Annotated in this window: 21 protein-coding genes; 11 read left to right on the top strand and 10 right to left on the bottom strand. The window is 56.0% G+C overall.

Annotated features, from left to right (window positions below):
- Positions 1-30: 30 nt before the first annotated feature.
- From cysK to RBB82_RS19155, 3 genes are all read right to left on the bottom strand, one after another.
- Positions 31-957: a cysteine synthase A gene (gene cysK, locus RBB82_RS19165; RefSeq protein WP_433972345.1), complete on the bottom strand. Its 927-nt coding sequence runs from the start codon at positions 955-957 to the stop codon at positions 31-33.
- A gap of 97 nt (positions 958-1,054) precedes the next feature.
- Positions 1,055-2,155: a VWA domain-containing protein gene (locus RBB82_RS19160; protein ID WP_433972344.1), complete on the bottom strand. Its 1,101-nt coding sequence runs from the start codon at positions 2,153-2,155 to the stop codon at positions 1,055-1,057.
- 34 nt (positions 2,156-2,189) lie between these two features.
- The gene (locus tag RBB82_RS19155; RefSeq protein WP_433972343.1) at positions 2,190-3,284 is read right to left on the bottom strand and encodes a VWA domain-containing protein; all 1,095 of its coding nucleotides are present in this window, start codon (positions 3,282-3,284) and stop codon (positions 2,190-2,192) included.
- A gap of 306 nt (positions 3,285-3,590) precedes the next feature.
- On the opposite strand from RBB82_RS19155, the gene RBB82_RS19150 reads away from it, so the two are divergent.
- The gene (locus tag RBB82_RS19150; RefSeq protein WP_433972342.1) at positions 3,591-5,024 is read left to right on the top strand and encodes a DUF1015 domain-containing protein; all 1,434 of its coding nucleotides are present in this window, start codon (positions 3,591-3,593) and stop codon (positions 5,022-5,024) included.
- 18 nt (positions 5,025-5,042) lie between these two features.
- On the opposite strand, the gene RBB82_RS19145 is transcribed toward RBB82_RS19150, so the two are convergent.
- Complete coding sequence (locus RBB82_RS19145; RefSeq protein ID WP_433972340.1) at positions 5,043-5,297, bottom strand: hypothetical protein; 255 nt, start codon at positions 5,295-5,297, stop codon at positions 5,043-5,045.
- 7 nt (positions 5,298-5,304) lie between these two features.
- On the opposite strand from RBB82_RS19145, the gene RBB82_RS19140 reads away from it, so the two are divergent.
- The 5 genes from RBB82_RS19140 to RBB82_RS19120 are packed head-to-tail and all read left to right on the top strand — an operon-like array spanning position 5,305 to position 8,653.
- Positions 5,305-6,267 (top strand): N-acetylmuramoyl-L-alanine amidase family protein, encoded by a 963-nt coding sequence (locus RBB82_RS19140; protein ID WP_433972339.1) that lies wholly within the window; start codon positions 5,305-5,307, stop codon positions 6,265-6,267.
- Positions 6,264-6,893, top strand: a complete 630-nt coding sequence (locus RBB82_RS19135; RefSeq protein ID WP_433972338.1) for a GerMN domain-containing protein — start codon at positions 6,264-6,266, stop codon at positions 6,891-6,893. Before RBB82_RS19140 ends, RBB82_RS19135 begins: the two co-directional genes overlap by 4 nt.
- An 11-nt stretch (positions 6,894-6,904) precedes the next feature.
- The gene (gene murI / locus RBB82_RS19130; RefSeq protein ID WP_433972337.1) at positions 6,905-7,774 is read left to right on the top strand and encodes a glutamate racemase; all 870 of its coding nucleotides are present in this window, start codon (positions 6,905-6,907) and stop codon (positions 7,772-7,774) included.
- 30 nt (positions 7,775-7,804) lie between these two features.
- Entirely contained in the window at positions 7,805-8,185 is a 381-nt protein-coding gene (locus RBB82_RS19125; protein WP_433972336.1) for an EVE domain-containing protein, read from the top strand.
- 39 nt (positions 8,186-8,224) lie between these two features.
- Entirely contained in the window at positions 8,225-8,653 is a 429-nt protein-coding gene (locus RBB82_RS19120) for a hypothetical protein (RefSeq protein WP_433972335.1), read from the top strand.
- A gap of 41 nt (positions 8,654-8,694) precedes the next feature.
- Here RBB82_RS19120 and RBB82_RS19115 read toward each other — a convergent pair whose 3' ends face one another.
- Positions 8,695-10,014, bottom strand: a complete 1,320-nt coding sequence (locus tag RBB82_RS19115; RefSeq protein WP_433972334.1) for a Gfo/Idh/MocA family oxidoreductase — start codon at positions 10,012-10,014, stop codon at positions 8,695-8,697.
- Positions 10,015-10,297: 283 nt separating this feature from the next.
- Between RBB82_RS19115 and RBB82_RS19110 the strand changes: the two genes are divergently transcribed.
- Positions 10,298-11,062 (top strand): enoyl-ACP reductase FabI, encoded by a 765-nt coding sequence (locus tag RBB82_RS19110; protein WP_433972333.1) that lies wholly within the window; start codon positions 10,298-10,300, stop codon positions 11,060-11,062.
- Positions 11,063-11,284: 222 nt separating this feature from the next.
- Positions 11,285-11,794, top strand: a complete 510-nt coding sequence (locus RBB82_RS19105) for a DinB family protein (RefSeq protein WP_433972332.1) — start codon at positions 11,285-11,287, stop codon at positions 11,792-11,794.
- 150 nt (positions 11,795-11,944) lie between these two features.
- Here the strand turns inward: RBB82_RS19105 and RBB82_RS19100 are convergent, their stop codons facing one another.
- Positions 11,945-13,744: a PAS domain-containing sensor histidine kinase gene (locus RBB82_RS19100; protein ID WP_433972331.1), complete on the bottom strand. Its 1,800-nt coding sequence runs from the start codon at positions 13,742-13,744 to the stop codon at positions 11,945-11,947.
- Positions 13,745-14,072: 328 nt separating this feature from the next.
- Between RBB82_RS19100 and RBB82_RS19095 the strand changes: the two genes are divergently transcribed.
- Entirely contained in the window at positions 14,073-14,504 is a 432-nt protein-coding gene (locus RBB82_RS19095; protein ID WP_433972330.1) for a response regulator, read from the top strand.
- Between the two features lie 143 nt (positions 14,505-14,647).
- On the opposite strand, the gene RBB82_RS19090 is transcribed toward RBB82_RS19095, so the two are convergent.
- Positions 14,648-16,861: a patatin-like phospholipase family protein gene (locus tag RBB82_RS19090; RefSeq protein WP_433972329.1), complete on the bottom strand. Its 2,214-nt coding sequence runs from the start codon at positions 16,859-16,861 to the stop codon at positions 14,648-14,650.
- A gap of 291 nt (positions 16,862-17,152) precedes the next feature.
- Positions 17,153-17,803 carry a response regulator gene (locus RBB82_RS19085; RefSeq protein WP_433972328.1) on the bottom strand — a complete coding sequence of 217 codons (651 nt, stop codon included), beginning with the start codon at positions 17,801-17,803 and terminating at the stop codon, positions 17,153-17,155.
- Positions 17,804-18,272: 469 nt separating this feature from the next.
- Between RBB82_RS19085 and RBB82_RS19080 the strand changes: the two genes are divergently transcribed.
- Positions 18,273-18,875: a hypothetical protein gene (locus RBB82_RS19080; RefSeq protein WP_433972327.1), complete on the top strand. Its 603-nt coding sequence runs from the start codon at positions 18,273-18,275 to the stop codon at positions 18,873-18,875.
- Positions 18,876-19,147: 272 nt separating this feature from the next.
- Positions 19,148-19,459, top strand: a complete 312-nt coding sequence (locus RBB82_RS19075) for a hypothetical protein (protein ID WP_433972326.1) — start codon at positions 19,148-19,150, stop codon at positions 19,457-19,459.
- Positions 19,460-19,554: 95 nt separating this feature from the next.
- On the opposite strand, the gene RBB82_RS19070 is transcribed toward RBB82_RS19075, so the two are convergent.
- Both RBB82_RS19070 and RBB82_RS19065 read right to left on the bottom strand, forming a co-directional pair.
- Entirely contained in the window at positions 19,555-20,265 is a 711-nt protein-coding gene (locus RBB82_RS19070) for a hypothetical protein (RefSeq protein WP_433972325.1), read from the bottom strand.
- 218 nt (positions 20,266-20,483) lie between these two features.
- Positions 20,484-21,575, bottom strand: a complete 1,092-nt coding sequence (locus RBB82_RS19065; protein WP_433972324.1) for an acyltransferase family protein — start codon at positions 21,573-21,575, stop codon at positions 20,484-20,486.
- Positions 21,576-21,626: the final 51 nt, after the last annotated feature.

Genomic DNA, 21,626 nt, shown 5'->3' with positions numbered 1-21,626 from the left:
CAACAATCACAATCTAAAAAATATGAAGAACTAATTGAGCAATCCCTTCGACAGATATCGCTCTGCCGAGTCCGGAATCACCGTAACCACCCTCTTACCCGCGCCAAGCTCCTTCGCAACATCTACCGCAGCGCACAACATCGCTCCTGCGCTCGATCCCGCAAACACGCCCTCTTCCGCAGCCAGCCGCTTCACCATTGCAAGCGCCGGCTCATCCATCACCTTCATCACCCGGTCGCAGACACTTCGGTCAAACGTCGCCGGAATAAACGACACCCCAATCCCTTCCACCTCATGCGGTCCTGGCTCTCCACCCTCCAACACGCTTCCCTGCGGCTCAACAGCAATCGTCAAAATCCCCGCCCGCTTCTTCTTGAAAAACCGCGCCACCCCCGTAAAGGTACCCGCCGATCCCACACCGGAGACCCACGCATCCACGCGCCCTTCCATCTGCTCCCAGATCTCCGCCGCCGTCGTCTCCTCATGAAAGTCCGGATTCGCCGGATTCTCAAACTGCAGCGCCGCAAACGCTCCCGGCGTCTCCTTCTCAAACTGCAACGCCCGCTGAATCGCGCCGGCCATACCCTCAGCCTCAGGCGTCCGCACCACCGTCGCGCCCAACCCACGCATCAGCTTGCACTTCTCCTCTGCAAACTGCTCCGGCACATACAACATCACCTTGTACCCGCGATTCACGCCGATCAGCGCCAAACCCACGCCTGTATTCCCTGCCGTAGCCTCCACAATCGTGCCCCCCGGCTGCAACACACCGCGCCGCTCTGCATCCAGCACGATTCCAAGCGCGGCTCTGTCCTTGATGCTTCCACCTGGATTCAGATACTCCAGCTTCGCCCAAATCTCAGCGCAACTTTCAACGCCGCTTGCCTGTTCCAGCCGGCGCAGCCGCACCATTGGCGTCTGCCCCACCAGCTCCAAAATATTCTCAACTACCTTCATCAATCCAATTCCTCACACGATCGACCGTCATATCCCATCGTACCGACAGACGGAGATATCCGCAGCGGTGCCCCGCTACGCCACCAGCGATCCTACGCTATTCGTTCTTCTTACCGGGACCGAACCCCGCGTCCCCACCCTTCGACGCATCCGCAACCACCCTCGGATAGTACCCAGTTCGCGTCCGCACCGACAGCCTTCCAAAGCTCTTCGACTTCGCCTCCACATGCACCTCGCGGTACCCACCTAGTGTCGGCGACTTCGTCGAATGATACGCAATCGTGTACTGTGTCCGGATATCCTGCGCGACCTCCGCAGCAATCGCATCCACATCTCTCACCGACTTCGGAAAATAAGCCGCCCCACCCGTCTGCTCCGCCAGCGTCTCAAGCACCCGACGCGCATGTCGCGACTCGCGCTTATCCGTGTCGTCGCCAAACAGCAGCCCGACGCAATAGATCACCGGCCCATCGAGGTCCTGAATCCTGCGAATCGTCTGCTCCAGCGTAGCGCTCGAAGCATTATCTTCACCGTCGGTCACAACCAGCAACACCTGCTTCGGATGCTTCGCATTCTTCGCGAGATAATCCGCCGAAGCGACCAGCGCGTCGTAGATCGCAGTCCCGCCACTCGACTTAATAAATCCCAACCCCTGCTGCAGCTTGTCGATGCTGTTCGTAAAGTCCTGATCGATGAACGCCTCCCAAGAGAAGTCCACCAGAAACTCTTCATCCTCAGGATTCGACAGCTTCACAAAATCAACCGACGCCTTATCCACGGCCTGCCGTTTGTCATACATCGACCCCGAACTATCAATCAGCAGCCCCAGCGACACCGGCAGATCTTCATGCCGAAACGATGCAATCGTCTGCGGAACTCCATCCTCATAAACGTGGAAGTCGTCTCTACCCAGCGTTTGAACCGAGCGCCCGCTGCCATCGAGCACAGTCGCATTCAGCCGCACCTCATACGCATCCTGCCGCAGCGTGTACTTCCCGTTCTCGCGTCCGATCGTCCCGGTCGTACCCCCTTTTGCGGCTCCAGTCTGGCTTGCCACAGGCAAATCAGGATCCGGCGAAGCCACTGGGTCACGGTCGACAGTAAGCGAAGGCTGTCCCGCACCGGGTTGTTGTTTCACCTGAGCCTGCGAGGCCGCTGGCTGCTGAGCCCATCCGCTCGCGCCACCAACTAACAACATGAATCCCGCCGCAGCAGTCCACGGCCAAAAAATCCTACTGCGAAGGTGCATAGTACCCCTGGCGATTGTGTACCGTCAGGGTTGGAAGCCCCGGCGGCGGTACGAGTCGTATCTTCAATTTACGCCAGTTCCCGTCCTGCTTCACCTCAGAAGGCCTATATCCGATCACATATTCGTTCCGCAGCTCCGCGCTGATCCGCGAAGCGATGTCCCCCAGATCACCCAACTCGGACACCCGAAACATCCGCCCCCCTGTCATATCACAGATATCGGTCAACAGAATCGGCCCCAGCTGCTCTTCAGTCGTCGGCGCATACTGATCAAAAATTCCAATCGAATAAATCTGCACATCGCTCTCCCTAACGACTCGCCGCAGTTCCCCCTCCGTATACCGGCTCCGATTATCCCCACCATCGGAGATGATCAGTAAAGCCTTCCTCTCATACTTTGCCTGCTTCAACTTATCCACGCCCAGATAGATCGCATCAATTAGCGCCGTCCGGTTCTCCGGCTTCAGCATCACCATCCTCGCCTCGACGTCGTCCACCTCCGACGTATAGTCAACTATCACCGCAGGCCGGTCATTGAACCCCACGACAAAAAACTCGTCCTGCGGATTTGATGTCCTCAAAAACTCACTCAACGCCTTTCGCGCCCGCACAAACTTCGACGACATACTCCCACTCAGGTCGAAGATGATCCCAATCGTCACCGGCGCATCCTGCGTCGAAAAACTCTTGATCACCTGGCCAATATTGTTGTCGAAGACCTGAAAGTTCTCCCGCTCCAGCCCAGTCACCAGACGGTTCATGGGATCGGTCACCGTAGCCGGCACCAGAACAAGATTGACATCCACTCGTATCCGCGCATCCCGTCGCGATGTCGCATGCGCAGCGACGTTGTCGGCACCTTCCAACAACGGTTTTTTCTCCTCAGGCGTCTTCGGCGGCGGCGGTGCTGTTGGTGTCGCCACCTGATCCAGCGGATTCTCCTGCGCCCCGCAAACACTCGCGCCACACAACCCCACGCTCAGCAATAAAACAAGCCCCATCACAGCACGTCGCATCGTCAACCAACGCGCCGCCCTTCCGCACCTGACAATCACCCCGCCCTGCTCATCGATGTTCATCGTGGCACCTTTGCAACTTGTGCAACTCGTCAGTCGCCTCATAACCAGTGGCTATTGCCGCCTCGTCTCATTTAGCCAACTACCCGAGCCTATTGCCCCCAACGCTAAAAGCATTCAATGCGTTGTTCCACAGATAATAGACCCACTGTCAAGCCCTTTTGTCACCATTTCACCCCCGCTCTGCGGCCCCACCTGTCTTCTCAACGTTTTCAGTACCCTTCCGGATTCGCTCCCTCACTCCTAACCGTCTCTTTACGCCAAACCCGTACAATCAGTTCAATTCAAACTCTGGAGATCCCTAACCGCATGGCCCGTCTTTACCCCTTCCGCGCCCTCCGTTACGACCCATCCCGCGTCAACATGGAAGACGTCGTCACCCAGCCCTACGACAAGATCACCCCGGCCATGCAGCAGCGCTACTACGAAGCCAGCCCTTACAACCTCATCCGCGTTATCCTCGGCAAACACGAGCCCAACGACACCGAACCGCAGGACTTCCTCCCCAACGGCGAAAAAGCCCACAACGTCTACACCCGCGCCGCCCAGACCCTCCACGAATGGCGTCGCGACCACATCCTCGCCGAAGAGTCCGAGGCCGCCGTCTACGGCTACTCCCAGACGTACACCGTCCCGGGCACCTCCGAGATGCGCGAACGCCGCGGCTTCATCGCCCTCGGCCACCTCTACGACTACGCCGATAAGGTCGTCTACCGCCACGAGCAGACCTTCCCCAAGCACAAGTCCGACCGCCTCGCCCTCTTCAAGGCCACCCGCGCCTATTGCGAGCAGATCTACATGCTCTACTCCGACCCCGCCTTCACCGCCGAGAAACTCATCTTCGGCGCCAGCGGCCCCAGCGAAACCGTCAGCAGCATGATCGGACCAGACACCACCGCGCCCGACCTTGCCATCACCGACGAGTACAACGTCGTCCACCGCCTCTGGAAGATCACCGATCCCCAGATCATCAATCTCCTCCTAACCGCCATGGCCGACAAGAAACTCATCATCGCCGACGGCCACCACCGCTACGAGACCTCGGTAGCCTACGCGAAAGAGCGTTCCGCCCAACTCAAACTCCCCTTCAACCAGGCACATCCAGACGACGAGGACAGCTCGCCCTCCGTCATCGCCGACGGCGACACCCGCCCCATGCTTCCCGCACCATCCTTCCCCGAAGCCGCCATGATGATGACCTTCGTCAACATGGATGCCCCCGGCATCACCATCCTTCCCACTCACCGCGTCGTCAGCGGCATCGAAAACTTCTCCTCCCCCGACTTCATCACCCGCGCCAGCGCCTTCTTCAACATCAAAGAACTAGCCACCCCGGACCTCTCCGCCCTCAACGCCGCTCCCGGCACGGCATTCCTCGCCGCCACAGGCGACGGCAACTACCTCCTCACCCCGAAGCAAGACATCATCGCCGCCCAACTCAAAGACATCTCCCCCCGGCAGGCCCAGCTCGATGTCGTCCAACTCCACCGCATCATCCTCGACAAGCTCCTCGGCCTCGATCAGGAGACCATCACCCGCCTCGGCAACGTACGCTACATCCGCGAAGCCGAAGAAGCCATCTCCCTCGTCCAATCCGGCGACGCCAACATCGCCTTCCTCATCAAACCCATCACCCTCGACCAGCTCCGCGACATCTCCCTCTCCGGCGACGTCATGCCTCAAAAATCCACCGACTTCTACCCCAAACTCCTAAGCGGCTTAGCCATCTACGCCCTCGACTAACCAACCCCAGAGCGGAAATCAGTCGTTGCCGGCGTCGTTGTCGTTGCTGTTGTCGCTGCTATTGTCGCTGCTATTGCTATTGCTATTGTCGTTGCATGTTGCTGTTGTCGTTGCATGTTTTTTTGTTGTCATTCCGCAGCGAAGCGGAGGAATCTGCTGTTGCTGTTGCTGTTGCCGCTGTCGTTGAAGTTGCGTTGCCGTTGCATGTTTTTTGTTGTCATTCCGCAGCGAAGCGGAGGAATCTGCTGTTACAGCCCCTGCTCCCAGAGCCATAAAGACAATGGAAACCCATCCTTTGCAGTCTCACCGCAAAGGACGGGTTATCGAGCGAAGCGAGACAGCCTCCTCCCTCCCACAATCTGATCTTGCGACAGTTGTTCAAAATCTCTTTGGACCAGAAAAATCGCTCGTCATCTCGACCGAAGCAGCTCACAGTCTCATCGTGAGCTGCGCAGTGGAGAGACCCCCGCATTTCGCCTTGACGACCCACACCCCAACCCATCCATTTACAATCAAACCGCAACCAAACAAACCCTTGACCCTCCCCCTGAAGCAAATCGTCGCTCGCCTAACCCTTGTCCTCCTGACGAGCGTAGCCGCCGTAGCCCAGCAACCCACCCCCCGCACCCTTATCCTCATCGACCCCGCCCACGGAGGCCCGGACCCCGGCGCCAAACTAACCGACACCCTCTCCGAAAAATCCTTCACCATGGCATTCGGAGCCCGTCTCCGCGCCATCCTCGCCACCACCGGCTTCTCCATCATCTCCACCCACGAATCCGACCCCACTGTCACCTTCACCACCGACCAGCGCGCCGAGATAGCCAACCACGCCCACCCCACCGCCTGCATCATCCTCCACGGCACTGACAGCGGCAACGGCATCCACCTCATCACCTCCGAGCTCCCGCCGCCCGACGACACCTACGACCCCGACGCCCACCACCCCATCCCGTGGAACACCGCCCAGGCAGCCTCCATCCCCCAAAGCCTGGCCCTCGCCAACCAAGTCGGTCTCGCCCTGCTCCACAGCAAACTTCCCGTCCTCGTCACCCGGGCCTCCATCCGCCCCCTCGACAACCTCACCTGCCCCGCCATAGCCATCGAGATCGCCCCCCTCACCCACGACGATGACACCACCCCCGTCACCGACGCCAACTACCAGCAACAGATCGCCCAGGCAATCGCAGCCGGCCTCAACTCCTGGCGCAGCCGCCAACTGACAGCAGGAGCCCCACGATGATCCCCCGCTACCAGCGCATCCTCTTCTGGAGCCTCATCGCCGGCATCCTCCTCATGGCCGCCTTCCTCCTCCACGGCTGCCAGCAGGCCCACAAGCGCCTCGCCGCGCTCAACGACGCGACACCAATCGCCGCCCCCACCACCGCCAACACCGAAGACGTCACCCTCTACGTCGCCAACGACGCCGACGCCTCCATCACTCCCACCATCAAATCCCTCGCGCTCCCCCAGGAGCCCACCGTCCGCGCCCGCGCCCTCCTCGACCATCTCCTCACCGGCTACGCCCAGCCCGCCTCCGCTCATCCACTCCAAAGCGGCCCCGCCGTCGACGACGTCTTCTTACTCAGCGAGCCAGCCCAAACCAACCCGCAGAAGATCACTGAGCTGGCAGTCGTCAACCTCCGCGGCTCCTTCATCGATAACCACCCCTCCGGCGTCCTGGTCGAAGCCCTCACCGTGCAATCGATCATCGGCACCCTCCACGCCGTTCTACCCCAGGTCACCTCCATTCGCTTCCTGGTAGACGGCCAGCCTCACGACACTCTCGCCGGCCATGCCGACCTCCTCCGCACCTACCCCGCAACCGACACCACCACCCATCCAGTCCCCCCAACCGACGGACCATAATCGAAGGCAAGATGACCGAAAGCACGAACCAAACCCAGCCGCCAACCACTACAAAACCCCTCACTATCGGCGTCTTCGACTCAGGCTTCGGCGGCCTCACCGTCCTCCGCGCGCTCCTCCCGCTCATCCCCAACGCCCACTACATCTACCTCGGCGACACCGCCCGCCTCCCCTACGGCTCCAAGTCCCGCGAGACCATCGCCCGCTACGCCGTCTCCAGCGCAAAGTTCCTCCACGAGCAAGGCGCAGACCTCCTCGTCATCGCCTGCAACACCGCCACCGCACTCGCCCTCGAAGACATCCAGCAAGCCCTGCCCATCCCCGTCATCGGCGTTGTTCAACCCGGAGCCCACGCTGCCCTCGCCGCCTCAACTCAACCAACCCCCGACGCACCCCATCACGTCCTCGTCCTGGCCACTGCAGCCACTGTTCAATCCCACGCCTACACCCACGCCCTCAACGCGCTCGGCCTCGAAGCCTGCGAAAAAGCCTGCCCCCTCCTCGTCCCACTCGTTGAAGAGGGCTGGACGAACCACCCCGTCACCGACGACGTCCTGAAGATCTACCTGACCGAGGCGCTAGCGTCCGCCCCCGCGACCCAAACCCTCTTGCTCGGCTGCACCCACTACCCACTCATCGAACCAGCCATCCACCGCACCCTCGCCTCCATCAACCACCCCCTCACCATCATCGACTCCGCCGCTGCCACCGCCCGCGCCACCGCCGCGCTAGTCACTGAGCACTTCCCGAACCCAGCCACGATAGACCACCCCACCACCACCTTCTACGCCACCGACTCCATCGAAAAATTCCAGCGCTTAGGCTCTAACTTCCTCGGTCAACCCGTCACCGAAGTGAACCTCGTCGACCTGGGCGGCTAAACTAACTTATAAAAAGGGAGAGAAAAGATCATGCCTTACCTGCTCAAAACCGAACCCACCAAATACTCCTTCGAAGACCTCGAGCGCGACGGCGAGACCACCTGGGACGGCATCTCCAACAACCAGGCCCTCCTCAATCTTCGCGGCATGAAAAAAGGTGACAAGCTCGTCATCTACCACTCCGTCGTCGGCAAAGCAGCCGTAGGCACAGCAAAGGTAGTCTCAGTCGACGCCACAGATCCGAAAAACCCGCAGGTGCGCATCCAGCCTGTCAAGCGCCTCAAGACAGAGAAGCCCCTCGACGCCATCCGCGCCGCCGCAATCTTCAAAGACTCCATCATGTTCCGGCAGTTCCGCCTCTCCGTAGTCCCCCTCACCGACGCCCAATACGACTGGCTCACACTCAACTAGCAGAACCACTACCCCCAGCAGAGAAATACAGGAGAAAGTGTGAGCGTCTTAGTACAACGATCCTCGTTTGCTCTATTTGTTGTCCTCGCAACCTCAGCACAAGCACAATCAACCCCCGATCAGCGTCATGGTCCAGCCTTCGGAACATTCAGCAGCATGCACTACATTGCCCAAACCGGCGACGTAGTCGGCACCGAAATAACGATCATTCCTCAGTACCAAACGGCCTATGCAATCTTTCAGTGCTCCCAAGGCGCGCCAAGCGATCCAGTCTTCGTGCCTGTATCAATCAATGGCAATCAAATCCAATTCACGGTACACACGCGGGACGAAAGTTGCGATGGAGTCTTCACCGGAACCATCACAGCTCGGGGCCTGAAGCTCGTCGCGCAAAGCGAGAACAAAAGCCAGAAAGCTTCCGAAGCTGGCGAACTCCTTTCGCGACGAGCGAGTTACTGGTCTCATTAGCGCAATCTATTCCACGCCGCGTCTCCATCGAACTCCGATAATTATCCCTTACCAAACACCACCTTATTCTCAAAGTAAGAAGCATTCGCCATGTGGCAAGCAGCCGCCGCATTATGCCCAAACACGACATCCTCCACCACCGGCTTCCTCGACCGCACCGCATCAAAAAACGTAGCCAGATGCGGTCTCAACTCGTCCCACGAAGGCCCTTTCCACGTCATCGTGTCATCCAGAGGATGCTCAGCAAGAAACGCATCGTGCTCAGCATGCCACTGCTTCTCATACGCCGCATGCATCGCCGCCGGAAACCCATTGATTCCATACGCCGGCGACCGATCCACCCCAAGCTCAGGGATCAGCGTCACCTGATTGGTATTCGAAACCTCAATCACTCCCTTCGGCCCCATGATCCGCGTCACCTCCGGCGTCTCTGTCCCCAGCGTCAACCGCACCGTCACCGGCACATTGCCGTACTCGAACGTCGTCACCATCAGATCCGGCATATTCCGCCCATCCTTCCACCGATAGATTCCGCCAGCCGAATACGCTTTATCCGGAATTGCGTTGATGCCGGTTACAAATTGCATTCCTGTCAGCAGATGCACCATCAGATCCCCCGCCATCCCCGTGCCGTACTCATGAAAAGCACGCCACCGCGCAAACGCAATCGGATCGAACGCCTTCTTCGCAACCGTCCCTTGCCAAGTCACCCAGTCCAGCGTCTCCGGCGACAGATCAAGCGGTGGCGGATACACCCAGGCCCCACCGGGCGAGTTTCTGCCCAGTTGCAACTCCACCTGATGCACCTCACCAATCGCTCCGCTGTCGTACAGCTCCTTCGCCTTCTTAAACACCTGCGAACTCACCCGCTGCGAACCCACCTGCACAAAATGCTTGCTCGCCTTCACCGCGGCGACCATCTCCTCGCCCTCGCCAATGGTGTGCGCCATCGGCTTCTCGCAGTGCACATCCTTCCCCGCACGAATTGCATCCACCGTAATCTGCTTATGCCAGTGATCCGGCACCGCGACGATCACAGCTTCAATATTCTTGTCATCCAGAATCTCCTGATACCGCCGCGTCGTCTTGACCTGCGGCCCGGCGATCTCCTTGGCCAGCGTATGCCGCCCGTCATACAGATCGCACGCCGCCACACACTGTGCCTGAGGAAGCGTCACAGCAGCCCGCAGCAGTGAAGATCCCTGAATCCCCACGCCGATACTCGCAAACCGCACCCGATCTCCACTCGCTGCAGTCTGCCCCGTCTGTTCCTGACCAAGCATCATTGCCCCCGGTAACACCGCCGCCATCGCCGACCCACCGCTTGCCTGCAAAAACCTTCTCCGCGAAAACTCCGACATCCAAAAGCCTCCTCAACCACCGCCTCCACTATAAAAGAAGTTCATCAGCGCCCACTCCGGGTAGCCCCAACTCCGGACGCCCCAACCTGAACGCCGGGTGGCCCATCCATCCTCACGCAGCCAGAAAAACCGGGCGGCCCATACTTTGCAGCTTCACCGCAAAGGGTGGTTTATCGAGCGAAGCGAGGCCGCTTTTACCACTTCGCCACTCCGCTCAAACCCACACCCCACCCTCCACTGATATCCTCAAACCTGCATAAAAGAACAGGAGACACTCAACAACATGATCGATCTCAAAGGCAAAGTCGCCGTCGTCTTCGGCCTCGCCAACAAACGCAGCATCGCTTGGGCCATCGCCCAGAAGCTCTCCGAAGCCGGCGCCACCCTTGCCATCTGCTATCAGAGCGAGCGTCTCCAGCGCGAAGCCGAAGAGCTCGCCGCCGATCTCCCCGGCACCAAAACCTTCCGCTGCGACGTCTCCATCGACGCCGACATCGACGCCGTCTTCGAGCAGTTCAAAAACGTCTATGGCAAGCTCGACATCCTCGTCCACTCCATCGGATTCGCGCCCAATATGAAAATAAACAATGTCCTGCGAACTCCCCGCGAAGACTTCCGCATGGCCCACGACATCAGCGTCTATTCCCTCATCGCGCTTGCTCGTGCCGCAGAGCCTCTCATGGCCGAAGGCGGCTCCATCCTCACTCTCACTTACTACGGCGCAGAAAAGGTGTTCCCCAACTACAACATCATGGGAGTAGCTAAAGCGGGACTCGAAGCCGCCGTTCGCTATCTCGCCTCCGACCTGGGCACGAAAAAAATTCGCGTCAACGCCATCTCCGCCGGGCCCATCAAAACCCTCGCCGCCCGAGGCATCAGCGACTTCACCACCATCCTTACCGCCGTCGAACAGCGCGCCCCACTCCATCGCAACGTCGACGCCCTCGAAGTCGGCAACACCGCCCTCTTCCTCTCCAGCGACCTCGCCAGCGGCATCACAGGAGAAATCACCTTCGTCGACTGCGGCTTCAACATCACCGGCCTCTAGCTCCCCAAATAAACAACGGGTGGCCCATCCTTTGCAATCTCACCGCAAAGGGTGGGTTATCGAGCGAAGCGAGACCGCTCTCCTTCCTCGCACAACGTGACCTCATGATCGTTGCCTGAAATCCTAATCAGAGAAACCCGTTCTCTCCGCATTTCGCCTTTGCTTTCATCCTCCTCCCACTCAGTTCGAGTATCCTTCCCTCCTAGACAGAAGGAGCCACAAATGACCATCGCCGAAATTCTCCTCCAGGACTACGACGTCGAGATCTCCAACACCCGCCGCACCCTCGAGCGGGTCCCCGAAGGCAAAAACGATTGGAAGTGTCATGACAAGTCGATGCCTCTCGGCAAACTGGCCGTACATTGCGCCTCCCTCCCCCTCTTCGGTTCCTACATCATCCTCGACGACGGCATGGACCTCGCCAAGCCCACGCGCCCGCAGACCTCCTTTGTCTTTGAATCCCGTCAGGCCTGCCTCAATAAACTCGACGAAGGTGCAGCAGCCTGCCGTAACGCAATCGCCGCAGCCTCCGACGAAGCTCTCGCGGCACCTTGGAAGTTCAGCTACGGCGAGCAAATCATCTCCAACGGCCCACGCACGCTCGCCTTCCGCCAGATGTTCTTCAACCACCTCGTCCACCACACCGCGCAGCTCGGCGTCTATCTCCGCCTCAACGACATCCCAGTCCCCGCCCTCTATGGCCCATCCGCCGACGAGCAGTGGAGCTCCTAAAAAATCGACGTTTCTTAAACGCAGTAGGCAGATTTAACCTGCGACACGGAGGGCTGTCGCTGTGCTCATCGATAGCGCAATGATAGCCAGTCAATCCATCGCGGAATCGTCACATCGCCACTTCCTATTGACGATTGCTCCCAAAAAATCTCATAACGCGTCCAGCGTCTGCAGCGAAACCGCTGCCAATGGAGCCAAGGCACGCACGGTTGTTCCCGCCCCCATCGCAGAATCGATCGTAAGCACACCGCCAAGTAGATATATCCTCTCGCGCATACTCACAAGCCCCAGACCTGCGGCAGTCTTCGACCGTGGAACGTCAAAGCCAACGCCATCGTCATAAACACTAAGGCCAATCTCCTCACTCGTCCCGGTTACTTCAACATGCGCTGTCTTGGCGCCGCTGTGTTTTGCGACATTGTGCAGAGCCTCCTGCACAATTCGCAAAAAAGTAAGTCCTATGTCGCTATTCAGGTCTTTGGGGATATTCCTGCAAGCACACGAGACCTTGATTGGGTACTCTTCAGAGAACTCCCGGCACAGCTTCGTAATTGCAACCGCCAGCCCCAGATACTCCAGTTCGGAGGAGTGCAACTTATGAGACAGATGACTCACATGTACGCCTATCGCCGCCAGTTTGTTACTAAATTGCTGCATCTCGTTGTCTTTGGAATCCGACTTTGGCCACATCGACGCCGAAGCCCGTTGCATCTGGATACTAAGCAAAGCGATCTCCTGGCCAATGCCATCGTGAAGCTCTCGAGCGATGCGGCTACGCTCCGCCTCTTGCGCTCCCATCAGACGACGGGCCAACTCAACTCTGGACGTCTCCATCGCCTTACGATCGTGAATATCAAAACAACACCCGATATAACCGGCGAAGGTTCCATCGCTCAGAAACCGAGGCGAGCCATCATCACTGATCCAGTGGTACTGGCCGTCGTATCTCCGCAGACGATACTCCATAGAAAAGGCCACTCGCGCGTCGAACGCATCACCGTAAACTTTCAAACATCGCTGCAAATCATCTGGGTGGACACCGGTCGCCCATCCATCGCCCACCTCCTCCTCGATCGAACGCCCCGTGTAATTGAGCCAGCTCCGATTGAAGTCCGTGCAAAGTCGGTCGACGCCAGACATCCACATCATGATTGGAGCACCATCCGCCATCATACGAAAGCGCTCCTCGCTCTCACGTAACGCCTGCACCGCGAGCCGCATCTCCGTAACATCGAGCAACGTTCCCACGACGAACAGAGGTCTCTGCTGAGAGTCGTACCTAGGCTGTCCCGACTCCACAACAATTCGTTCTTCCCCATTAGGCCGTACAACCCGATACTCCTCGCTGTAGCTCAGATCTATCTCAGAGACCCTCTTCATCTTCGCTGCATACTGCGCTCCATCACCCACGGGTAGCGTACGGTTTGCCGGAGGAACGTCTCCCAAACTCCACCCGAGAATGCGATACATCTCGTCAGACCAATGTGCCTCATTCTTCGCAATGTCCCATACCCAGCTACCGCATCGAGCAATACTCTGAGCCTCACGAAGCCGAGCCTCGCTTTCATGCAGATGCCGCCTGATTGTTCTCTCTTTTGCCCTCTGGCTCAACAACTGGAGGATCAACAGCAGCTGCCCAAATAAAAGAACCAGCCCACCAAACACATAGCGCCCATACGCCTGTATCACCGACGGCTCACGGTTGAGCACGACCCCATCGCTCGGCGAGTCATGTTCTTCTGACCCTGCGTGATAGGTGGTCCGTATCTCGCGATCTGCACGATCTGTAGTAGTTGACCACCGCCCCGCCTCATAGAACACCGGGGCACGACGACTTTGCTCGCCACAAGCTGTGGCCGTCATCTGCCAGAGCGAACAGCAGCTAAGCAGAAACACAATACGATGCGTCCAACTTCGGCCAGATGCAGGAATGCGTGAATAGTCGTACAAGATCAACGCCTCCGCCTAACTTATGCGTATCTATCCCCACTTTGCATGCTAACTCCACGCGGTGGTTACCCAATATCGAGTGTCGAACAGACATCGATTGTCCCACATACTACTCGCAGAGCTAAAGCTAAGTCTAAGAACACCTAAAAGCTTTAGCCAACATCCAGGAATCAATCTTCTAAGACTGGTGATCTTATACAAAGCATCCGTCGACAAGTTTGAACTGTAGGTAGATTCGCACTCGATTACCCGTACTTTTGCTAGTAGATACCTACTTCGAGTGGAAATATAGTAATGATTCGCGGAGCCATACACAGGAATTTCATCCATGATGACAGAGATTGTGGCATCCCCGGCGCTCCTGTTAGCAGATGACAACCCTGCTTTATTGACAACTCTCGTAGAGATGTTGCAAACGGAGTATAAAGTCGTGGCGGCTCTTTCTAACGGCGCTTCTGTCTTAGATCAGATCGCCATGCTCGGCCCTGACCTTGCCATTTTGGATGTCTCTTTAGGTGATCTGACTGGCTTCGAAGTCGCAAAGCGCTTAAAAGACATCGGTTCCCCTGTGAAGATAATCTTCCTGACAGTACATGAAGATATTGATTTTGTGAGTGCTGCGTTTGACCTCGGTGCGTTCGGCTACGTCTTTAAGTCTCGCGTGACTGAAGATCTTATCCGGGCCATTGATACTGTTTTCAGCGGAGGTCGGTTTGCATCCAATGCTCCACCCACCGCTTCGCAAACCAAACGATGGTAGGCGCGCATCGTTAGTCGCGTCGAGCGAACCAGCGCTTACGCCAAAAAGTACATCAATTAGAAAAACGCGATCCAGTGTACTCTCGGACCTTGGACATCAATCGTGAACTACTCACCCATCGATTTGGTGCGATGTATTAAAGCTTAGAAGACCCTACCAATTCGGAAAAAGAAGCGCGCATGGCCGTAGTCGCCAACGGAACCGGCAATCAGCACCGGACCAAAGATCGTGTTCACGAGAATCCCTGCTGCACCATCCAGTGGGAGGTTTGGTGGGCTGACCCAGTTGGGAAGCTTGTATGTCTTCCCTACCTCAAATACGCCTAGAAGGTTAATCGAACTGCCTAAAAACGGCGGTAGCTTCGCCAACTGCCGAATATAGCCCAGTTGCCCAAGAAAATATTGATTCGTAAGCAATTCATTCGTGCTCCACGCAACCAACTGACGCGAACCGCCGAGAGAGAACGTCGGTATTCCAGTCTTGTAGCCATAGCTGCTGCCGCCTGCGGCGGTAACAAAAACAGACGTCGGAGCGCTCAGACGGAAGAAATGCTGAGCCTGTATCTCAGATAAAGGAAAGGGCCCCGGCGCGGCGGGATTCGTGTTGTACCCTTTCGTGTACATCAGCAGGCTGGTGCCAGAGCGAGGGATGACGGGATCGTCAAGTGTAACGAGCTGGTATTGGATCCTGACGTCCCCGGTTGCCCCAGCAGTCGTCGGGAGCACAGGCACGTTACCAATCTCCGGACGAGTTCTCTCATAGCCGCCTTCGTAGCCTAGCCTGAATTCGCCCGTTCTCCCAAATGCGTATCCGGCATCTAGGCCGCCGAGGTACTGACGTATACGGTAGCTGGCCTGCAGAGTGTCACCTGAATAAATATTAAATTGGTTGCTATTTAATCCAACTCGGGGCGAGATAAACCAGTTACTCGTTGTAGTAAGCGGATGATAATACTCGCCCGACAAAAGATATTGTGATCCGAGAACCACGTCGGTGCGCAACTCTGACCGATAGCTCCCTACATCCATAAAAGTGATCCTGGCTCCAATGCTAAAGAGGACATTGTTGTAATCCGAGCCATCAATCAAGATGAGAGGACGCACGATGGGCGGAGCATAAGATTTTTGCTCGGTCTGGACTTGCAGCCCTTGTTCGCCGTTCTTTTCAACCATCGAATAAGTGGAAGTAGAGAAGCGGCCCTGGCCAACGATCGCCATCATGTCATCGTCCACCTTCTTCGGGTCTACTGGCACGCCAACAAGTGGAGACATCTGCTTCTCCATCGCCTGTGCCATTGCAGGTGAGGTAGCGCCCACAACCTCAACAAATTTTGGCGTTGGTGTAGTCTTCCGTCGAGAATTGCGAACCGCAATATATTCCTCCCACTCAGCTTCACTCACCGAAAAAGCAGATAACACGGAAGCCTTCGCGGCCGCCGCATCGTAGCCCACTTTAATGATCGCGTCGGCCTTGTTGTAGTCAAGTGTGCTGTATTTTTGCAGCGGAACTGTTAGGAGGATATCGGCCTGCTCCATCGAACGAAGGACATTCACAGCGGACATAACGGAGATGGATTGGCCCAGCACGCCGAAGCTTGACAAGTCCGTCTTAGGATCCAGTGGAGCAGTCTCTAGATGAACTCCAAGCACCACATCGGCTCCCATCTCTTTGCCGACGTCTATCGGAAGATTGTCGAGCAGGAAGCCATCTGCGTAGAGATGTTTTCCAGATCGAACCGGCGTGAAGATGCCCGGTAGTGACATAGTCGATCTCATAGCAAACGCGAGGGAACCATCGCGGAAGACATGTGGCTTGCCAGTGATGAGATCGCTGGCCACACACGCAAACGGTATCGGGAGATCGTTGAAACTAGAAATCTCCGAATATGGAAGTGCAACACGATCTAGGACTAGATTAACTTCCTGACCTGTGTTGAACCCCGAAGGAAACCGCAGCCCGTCACGCAAGCCAAATTCGAGTGACCCCGGCACTTCGTGAGCATCTTGCTTACGCCGAAAGGACAAGTCTGGAAATGGAATTACTCCACTCAATACTTGATCCCAGTCGATGCCGTTGATGAGTTCCCTGACCTCAGCAGGAGAGCGACCAGTCGCGTAAATTCCACCGACCAGTCCACCCATGCTCGTTCCCGCTACATAGCTAACGGGAATGCGATGCTCCTCCATCCACGTTATGACTCCGATATGAGCAAGCCCTAACGCGCCGCCGCCCTCGAGAACGAGACCAAGCTTTGGGCGATCCTTTTTGACAAGTTTAGGGCTCTCTTGTGAATCACCATATCGGCCAGCCGCCAGGAAACAGATCAAAAGCAAGCATTGCGCGGCTCGGATCTTCATAGTTGCCTTTCTAAATCTTGCATCGCACCTCTCGCCGTACAACAGCCTTATCCGCGATAAATAGGCGGTACGTTGACATTATTCAAACATCCAGGGTCAACGGTAACTATCAAATGTATTAGGTAACCCTTAAACTTTTGGCAAATCGGGAGACACGAGGTCGCGACAACCTTGGCTGTGCGTCACTTCCATGATCTGTTTGGGAACGGGTCGGACGAGCTACTACAGCAGAGTTAAACTTCTCTCGTAAGTAGAAGGATCTTTAACATCCGAAGAGCAGATGCTAGAAAATTACGAAGCTACCATCTGATGTTTAATTGCATATCCCAAAAGTTCAGCGTTGGTGCTGATGTTAAGGGTCTCCATCATCCGGTATTTGTGGAAAGCGACCGTGCCTGGTTTCACGTCGATGATACTAGCTACTTGCTTCATCGAAAGCCCTTCCGCCAGTAGCTGCAGTATTTCGCTCTGCCTTCGCGTAATACGCTTCTCGTCCGTGAAAGGCTCTCTTTTATTAAGGAGAAATGTGACTGTTTCCTTCGCAACAAGCGGTGAAAGATAAGACTCTCCGCGATTGACCTTACGGACCGCGAGCAAAAGCTCAGTGCCAGCCGACTGTTTGAGAACATAACCCGAAGCACCACGACGAAACGCCTCCGCTGCCACATCGGCGGCCAGCGTCATCGTAAGAAACACTAACTTAATACCAGGATTTTTCTTTTTGACTTGCTCACCCGCATCCAGCCCATTCAAGCGGGGCATGTAAATATCGAGAAGGATGATGTCCGGTTTGGACGCCGCAACTGCGTCTGCCAGATCACGGCCGTCGTTAACAATGCCAACCACTGAGAACTCCGGCTCCAGGAGATTTTTGCATGCATCAGCTAGAAGCTGATGGTCATCGGCGATCAGAATACGTGCAGCTGGTCGTTGTTCTCTCAAAGCTGATCTCCTGAATATATTTTTCAGAGGCATGGGGAAGCGCAATCTCGATTATTGAGAAAAAAGAGTATCGGCAGCTAAGTGGTATCTCGAATATTAGATCGAGTTTTAACTTATTTTGAGTAACCTGGCCCTGGGTGAGACTAGATTTATACTCGTGCGAATTGATAGTGTCAACATTTTTGGAATCACTTCTGATGCCCATACTTACTATCTGAGCGAATACGCAGAAGTTGGCAAATAAAAATATATGAACCACCGGTTGCGGCTTTCGAGGACGTGATCTGACTGCCCTTCCGGCCATAAACTCGAGACTACGCGAACCTCTGTCGTTGTGGATTCATAGTCGCCTGGCGCATTTTTTTTCAGAAACGAGTAGTTTTGCTAATTTGCGTCGCCCGTAAATGTTCGTAGACTCCCCATGAAACAGCAGATCACCTCCAAATTGCTGCAGATCGGGAGAAGAGATATGTCGGTTTACTCAAAAATTTCTAGAATTACTGCCAAGAGCCTCGTCGTACTCGGCATCGCCATACTTGCCACTCATCCCGGGTTCGCCCGCGACAAGACTGAGACCATCGAGGCTCAAGCCTTTGGGACGGGCACTCAAATGGGCCAAAACATCGGCGTCACCTTAAACATCTACGAGTTTTCAACGCCTGCCGATCGGGTCACCCTGGTACAAGCATATGATAAGGGCCAAAATCAGGGGCTTGTCAATGCCCTCCAAAAGATGAAAGCCGTAGGGCACGTTGAAATCACCGGAACACTCGGTTATGACTGTGCATACATCAAGATGACGCCGACGCCCACCGGACGAAAGATCGTCTTCGTCACCAACCGGCAGATCCGTTTTGGAGAAGCCTTCTTCGACACTCAGTCGCAGTCTTTCAACCTCACCGCTGGCGTCCTTGAACTCAACGACCAGGACAAGAGCAAGAGCACAGGAGTCCTCTATCCAGAAGCACAATTGATCCTGAACAAGGAGGGCCAGTTGCAACTTGATTTGAGTCAGAACCCCTGGAGGCTCTCCGACCTCCTCGATTGGGCAGGAACCGCAGGCGTCAATTAGCGGAAGAGCTTACTTTTCTTGCCATGCAAATGATTCTGTCGAAATCATCGGGACGCTGCTGTGACTGATCCGAACTCTTGAGGCAAACTATGACAACGAATCGTTGCTTTCGAAGCAAATGTACCTCTCTGTTGTTACCGATAGTTATGCTGTCCACCTCTGCAATAGCCCAGTCGAAGAGCAATAAGTACGGATGCTCCGAGGCAAAACCCGCGCAGTTGTGCAACGCAGCCAATACCTGTGGCTCCGCTTCCTCACCGTGTTCTGTCGACGTGAAACGAACCTCCAATGCGGCCTCGTCAACGCCCGACATCCCAAACGCTAAGAGCAATTCGCTCTTCTGTGTAAAAGCAGGAACGACGGTCCAGTGGAAGAGCACCGGCAAAAATATAGGTTTCGTTGTCGACGTTGGCGACACGTCTCCGTTTGACCCCGGAGGCGCCATTATCGGCGGCACCGATCGCGCCGTCTCCGTCGTGGCAAAGACGCCCGGATGTTACAAATACTCCGCGGGCGCCTGTATGTCGGGGGCTATCTATGGAATGTGCGGCCAGACGAACGCTGAGTTGGTCATTATCCCCTGACCGAACAGCTTGCACGCGCGTATCGTCGGCCAAACCTCTCGTCGAGAGCAACACTCGCCGCAAAATAGATTGGCTGTCGCTTGCTGTAAGCCAATCTATTCTTTTGGAGCCTTTGGCGGACGATCCGCATCGTAAGCCGTCTGCAATCGCTTTAATTTGAGCACCCCATAAAATACCGTGATCGTCATGGCGGCGACCAAAGCTCCATCAAACTTTCTTTCAAAATCGAAAGCATCCTTAAGGTTAGAGATATAACCGCCAATGATCAGGCAGAGGACTCCCATGTTGATGATCCAATTCATCGGCTTCGACACGATGAAGTGCAGCGTGCCAAACCCGGCGAGTTCGTAAACCATGAAGGGCACGATCGCTACCGCCGGCAAAATCTCAGAGGCCCCCAAAGAGACGTCGACAGCGCCCGGTGCCAGAGTGTGTAGTAGCCTGCTGTGCGCTAGTTCATGAAACAGCGGCGGTACCGCACATAAGAACGGAACCACAGCGAGCAGTTCAAGCACGAGCGACCCGCTCCACGTGCCCACCTTCGACGAAGGATCCGCGCCAGCGCCAGACGACTGCGCGCCAATGAACAGGCCACCTATAATCGCCGCTCCGCTTGACAACATCAGAAGCTCCACCGTAATCCCGAAGCTCGAAGGCTCTCCCGATTTAATAAGAAGCAGCGCCATAAATCCCGGGAGATAAAACATCACTCGCACAAGCCGAGCCCAGACGCGCGCATCGCGCTCAGGCGGCAGGATTGGAAGCGCAACTCCGTCAATTCCAACTACGGGTCGGTCTTTAGACATTGTGATCCTTGAAAGATGAAGATCATTAATTCCGATCCTGCCCTTAACCAACAAAAAGCGGATCGTCTGATCGATTGTGATTAGTATCTAAGAATTGACACCTGACGAAAACTAATAAAATTACTAGCGCCACGAAGAATGGGATCGAGACCGTCCGCTGAAGGTGGAATCACGTTACGCCCGACGAATGCTCTCACGCAACATTGAGAAAATCTCGCTTACCGGGCAGAAAGACTAGGTTCCGGCCTCGAGCGAAGCGCCTTCATCCGATCGCGGTGAAAAGCAATAGCGGGCTTCTCCACAAACTCGTAAGTAAGGCCCGAGATCGCTATGGACAATCCCGCTACCGCAACAGCGAAGACCACTGGATTTAGGCTCTTCGGGAGGAGAAACAGAACAAGCCCGTGCACAAGATAGAGCGAGTAACTGATCCGGCCAATCCACAGAATCCACTTTGGAAATTCTCGATCACGAAGCATTAGTAAAATCCCGAACACGGCATACGCCAGTACCCACGACACAGAAACTCCTACCAGATTCCATCCTTCCGCCTCAGCCGTCGATGGGTAAACCTGAAACCGAAACCAGAAACTAATTAGAAGCGCCAGCAGCAATCCGGCAAGCAAACTGTAAAGATTTTTCTTATTCATCTGATCGGTGTAGGCGTTATAGATTGCGGTGCCTACAAACGCTGTTACAAGCAGCCCAAGCCGTCCCGCTGGCAACGAGCGATGAAATACTAATCCGAGGGTCAGAGCAGAACATGCCATTGTGCCAACTGCCATCCATGCCCACAAAAGCGACCGGCGCAACCATCCCGCGGCAAACAGAACCGAACAAACGATATAGAACAGCAGCTCAAGCGATAGAGTCCAGTAAACGCCGAGCGCATCGGGAACATGTAAGAACGTTTGAAACATCGTGACGTTTACGAGAGACATTGTGATCGGATGGCTAAAAAACTGAGGCGCCAGCGAAATCAACTTGAAATATCCCAGGCCCAACGTCGCAATCAGGCTCACCCAGTACATTGGGTAGAGACGGAAAAAACGGCTCTCCCAGAACAACGTCAGCTTCCCAGCTCGATCGATACTGACAGGGATAATGAAACCGCTGACTAGAAAGAACATCACCACACCGAAAGCGCCAAAGTTCACATGGTGAACCGACCATGCCAGATAAGACGGAACCGTCGCTTCAAAGGAATGCTGCACCATGACGGCGAAGGCGGCAATTCCACGGGCAGCATCCAGAAACTGTAGCCGCCGGCCTTCGCGGGACGCCTTTGTGGGAACAATAGTACTGGTCAAACCAAACCTTCCTGCGTTGTTGCGATCATCTTCGTCTCATCACAATAGCGC

The organism is Tunturiibacter lichenicola, assembly GCF_051013355.1.
Classification (GTDB): domain Bacteria; phylum Acidobacteriota; class Terriglobia; order Terriglobales; family Acidobacteriaceae; genus Edaphobacter; species Edaphobacter lichenicola_F.
Note: the sequence above shows the minus strand (reverse complement) of the source record. Positions and strands in the feature narration are given on the sequence as shown.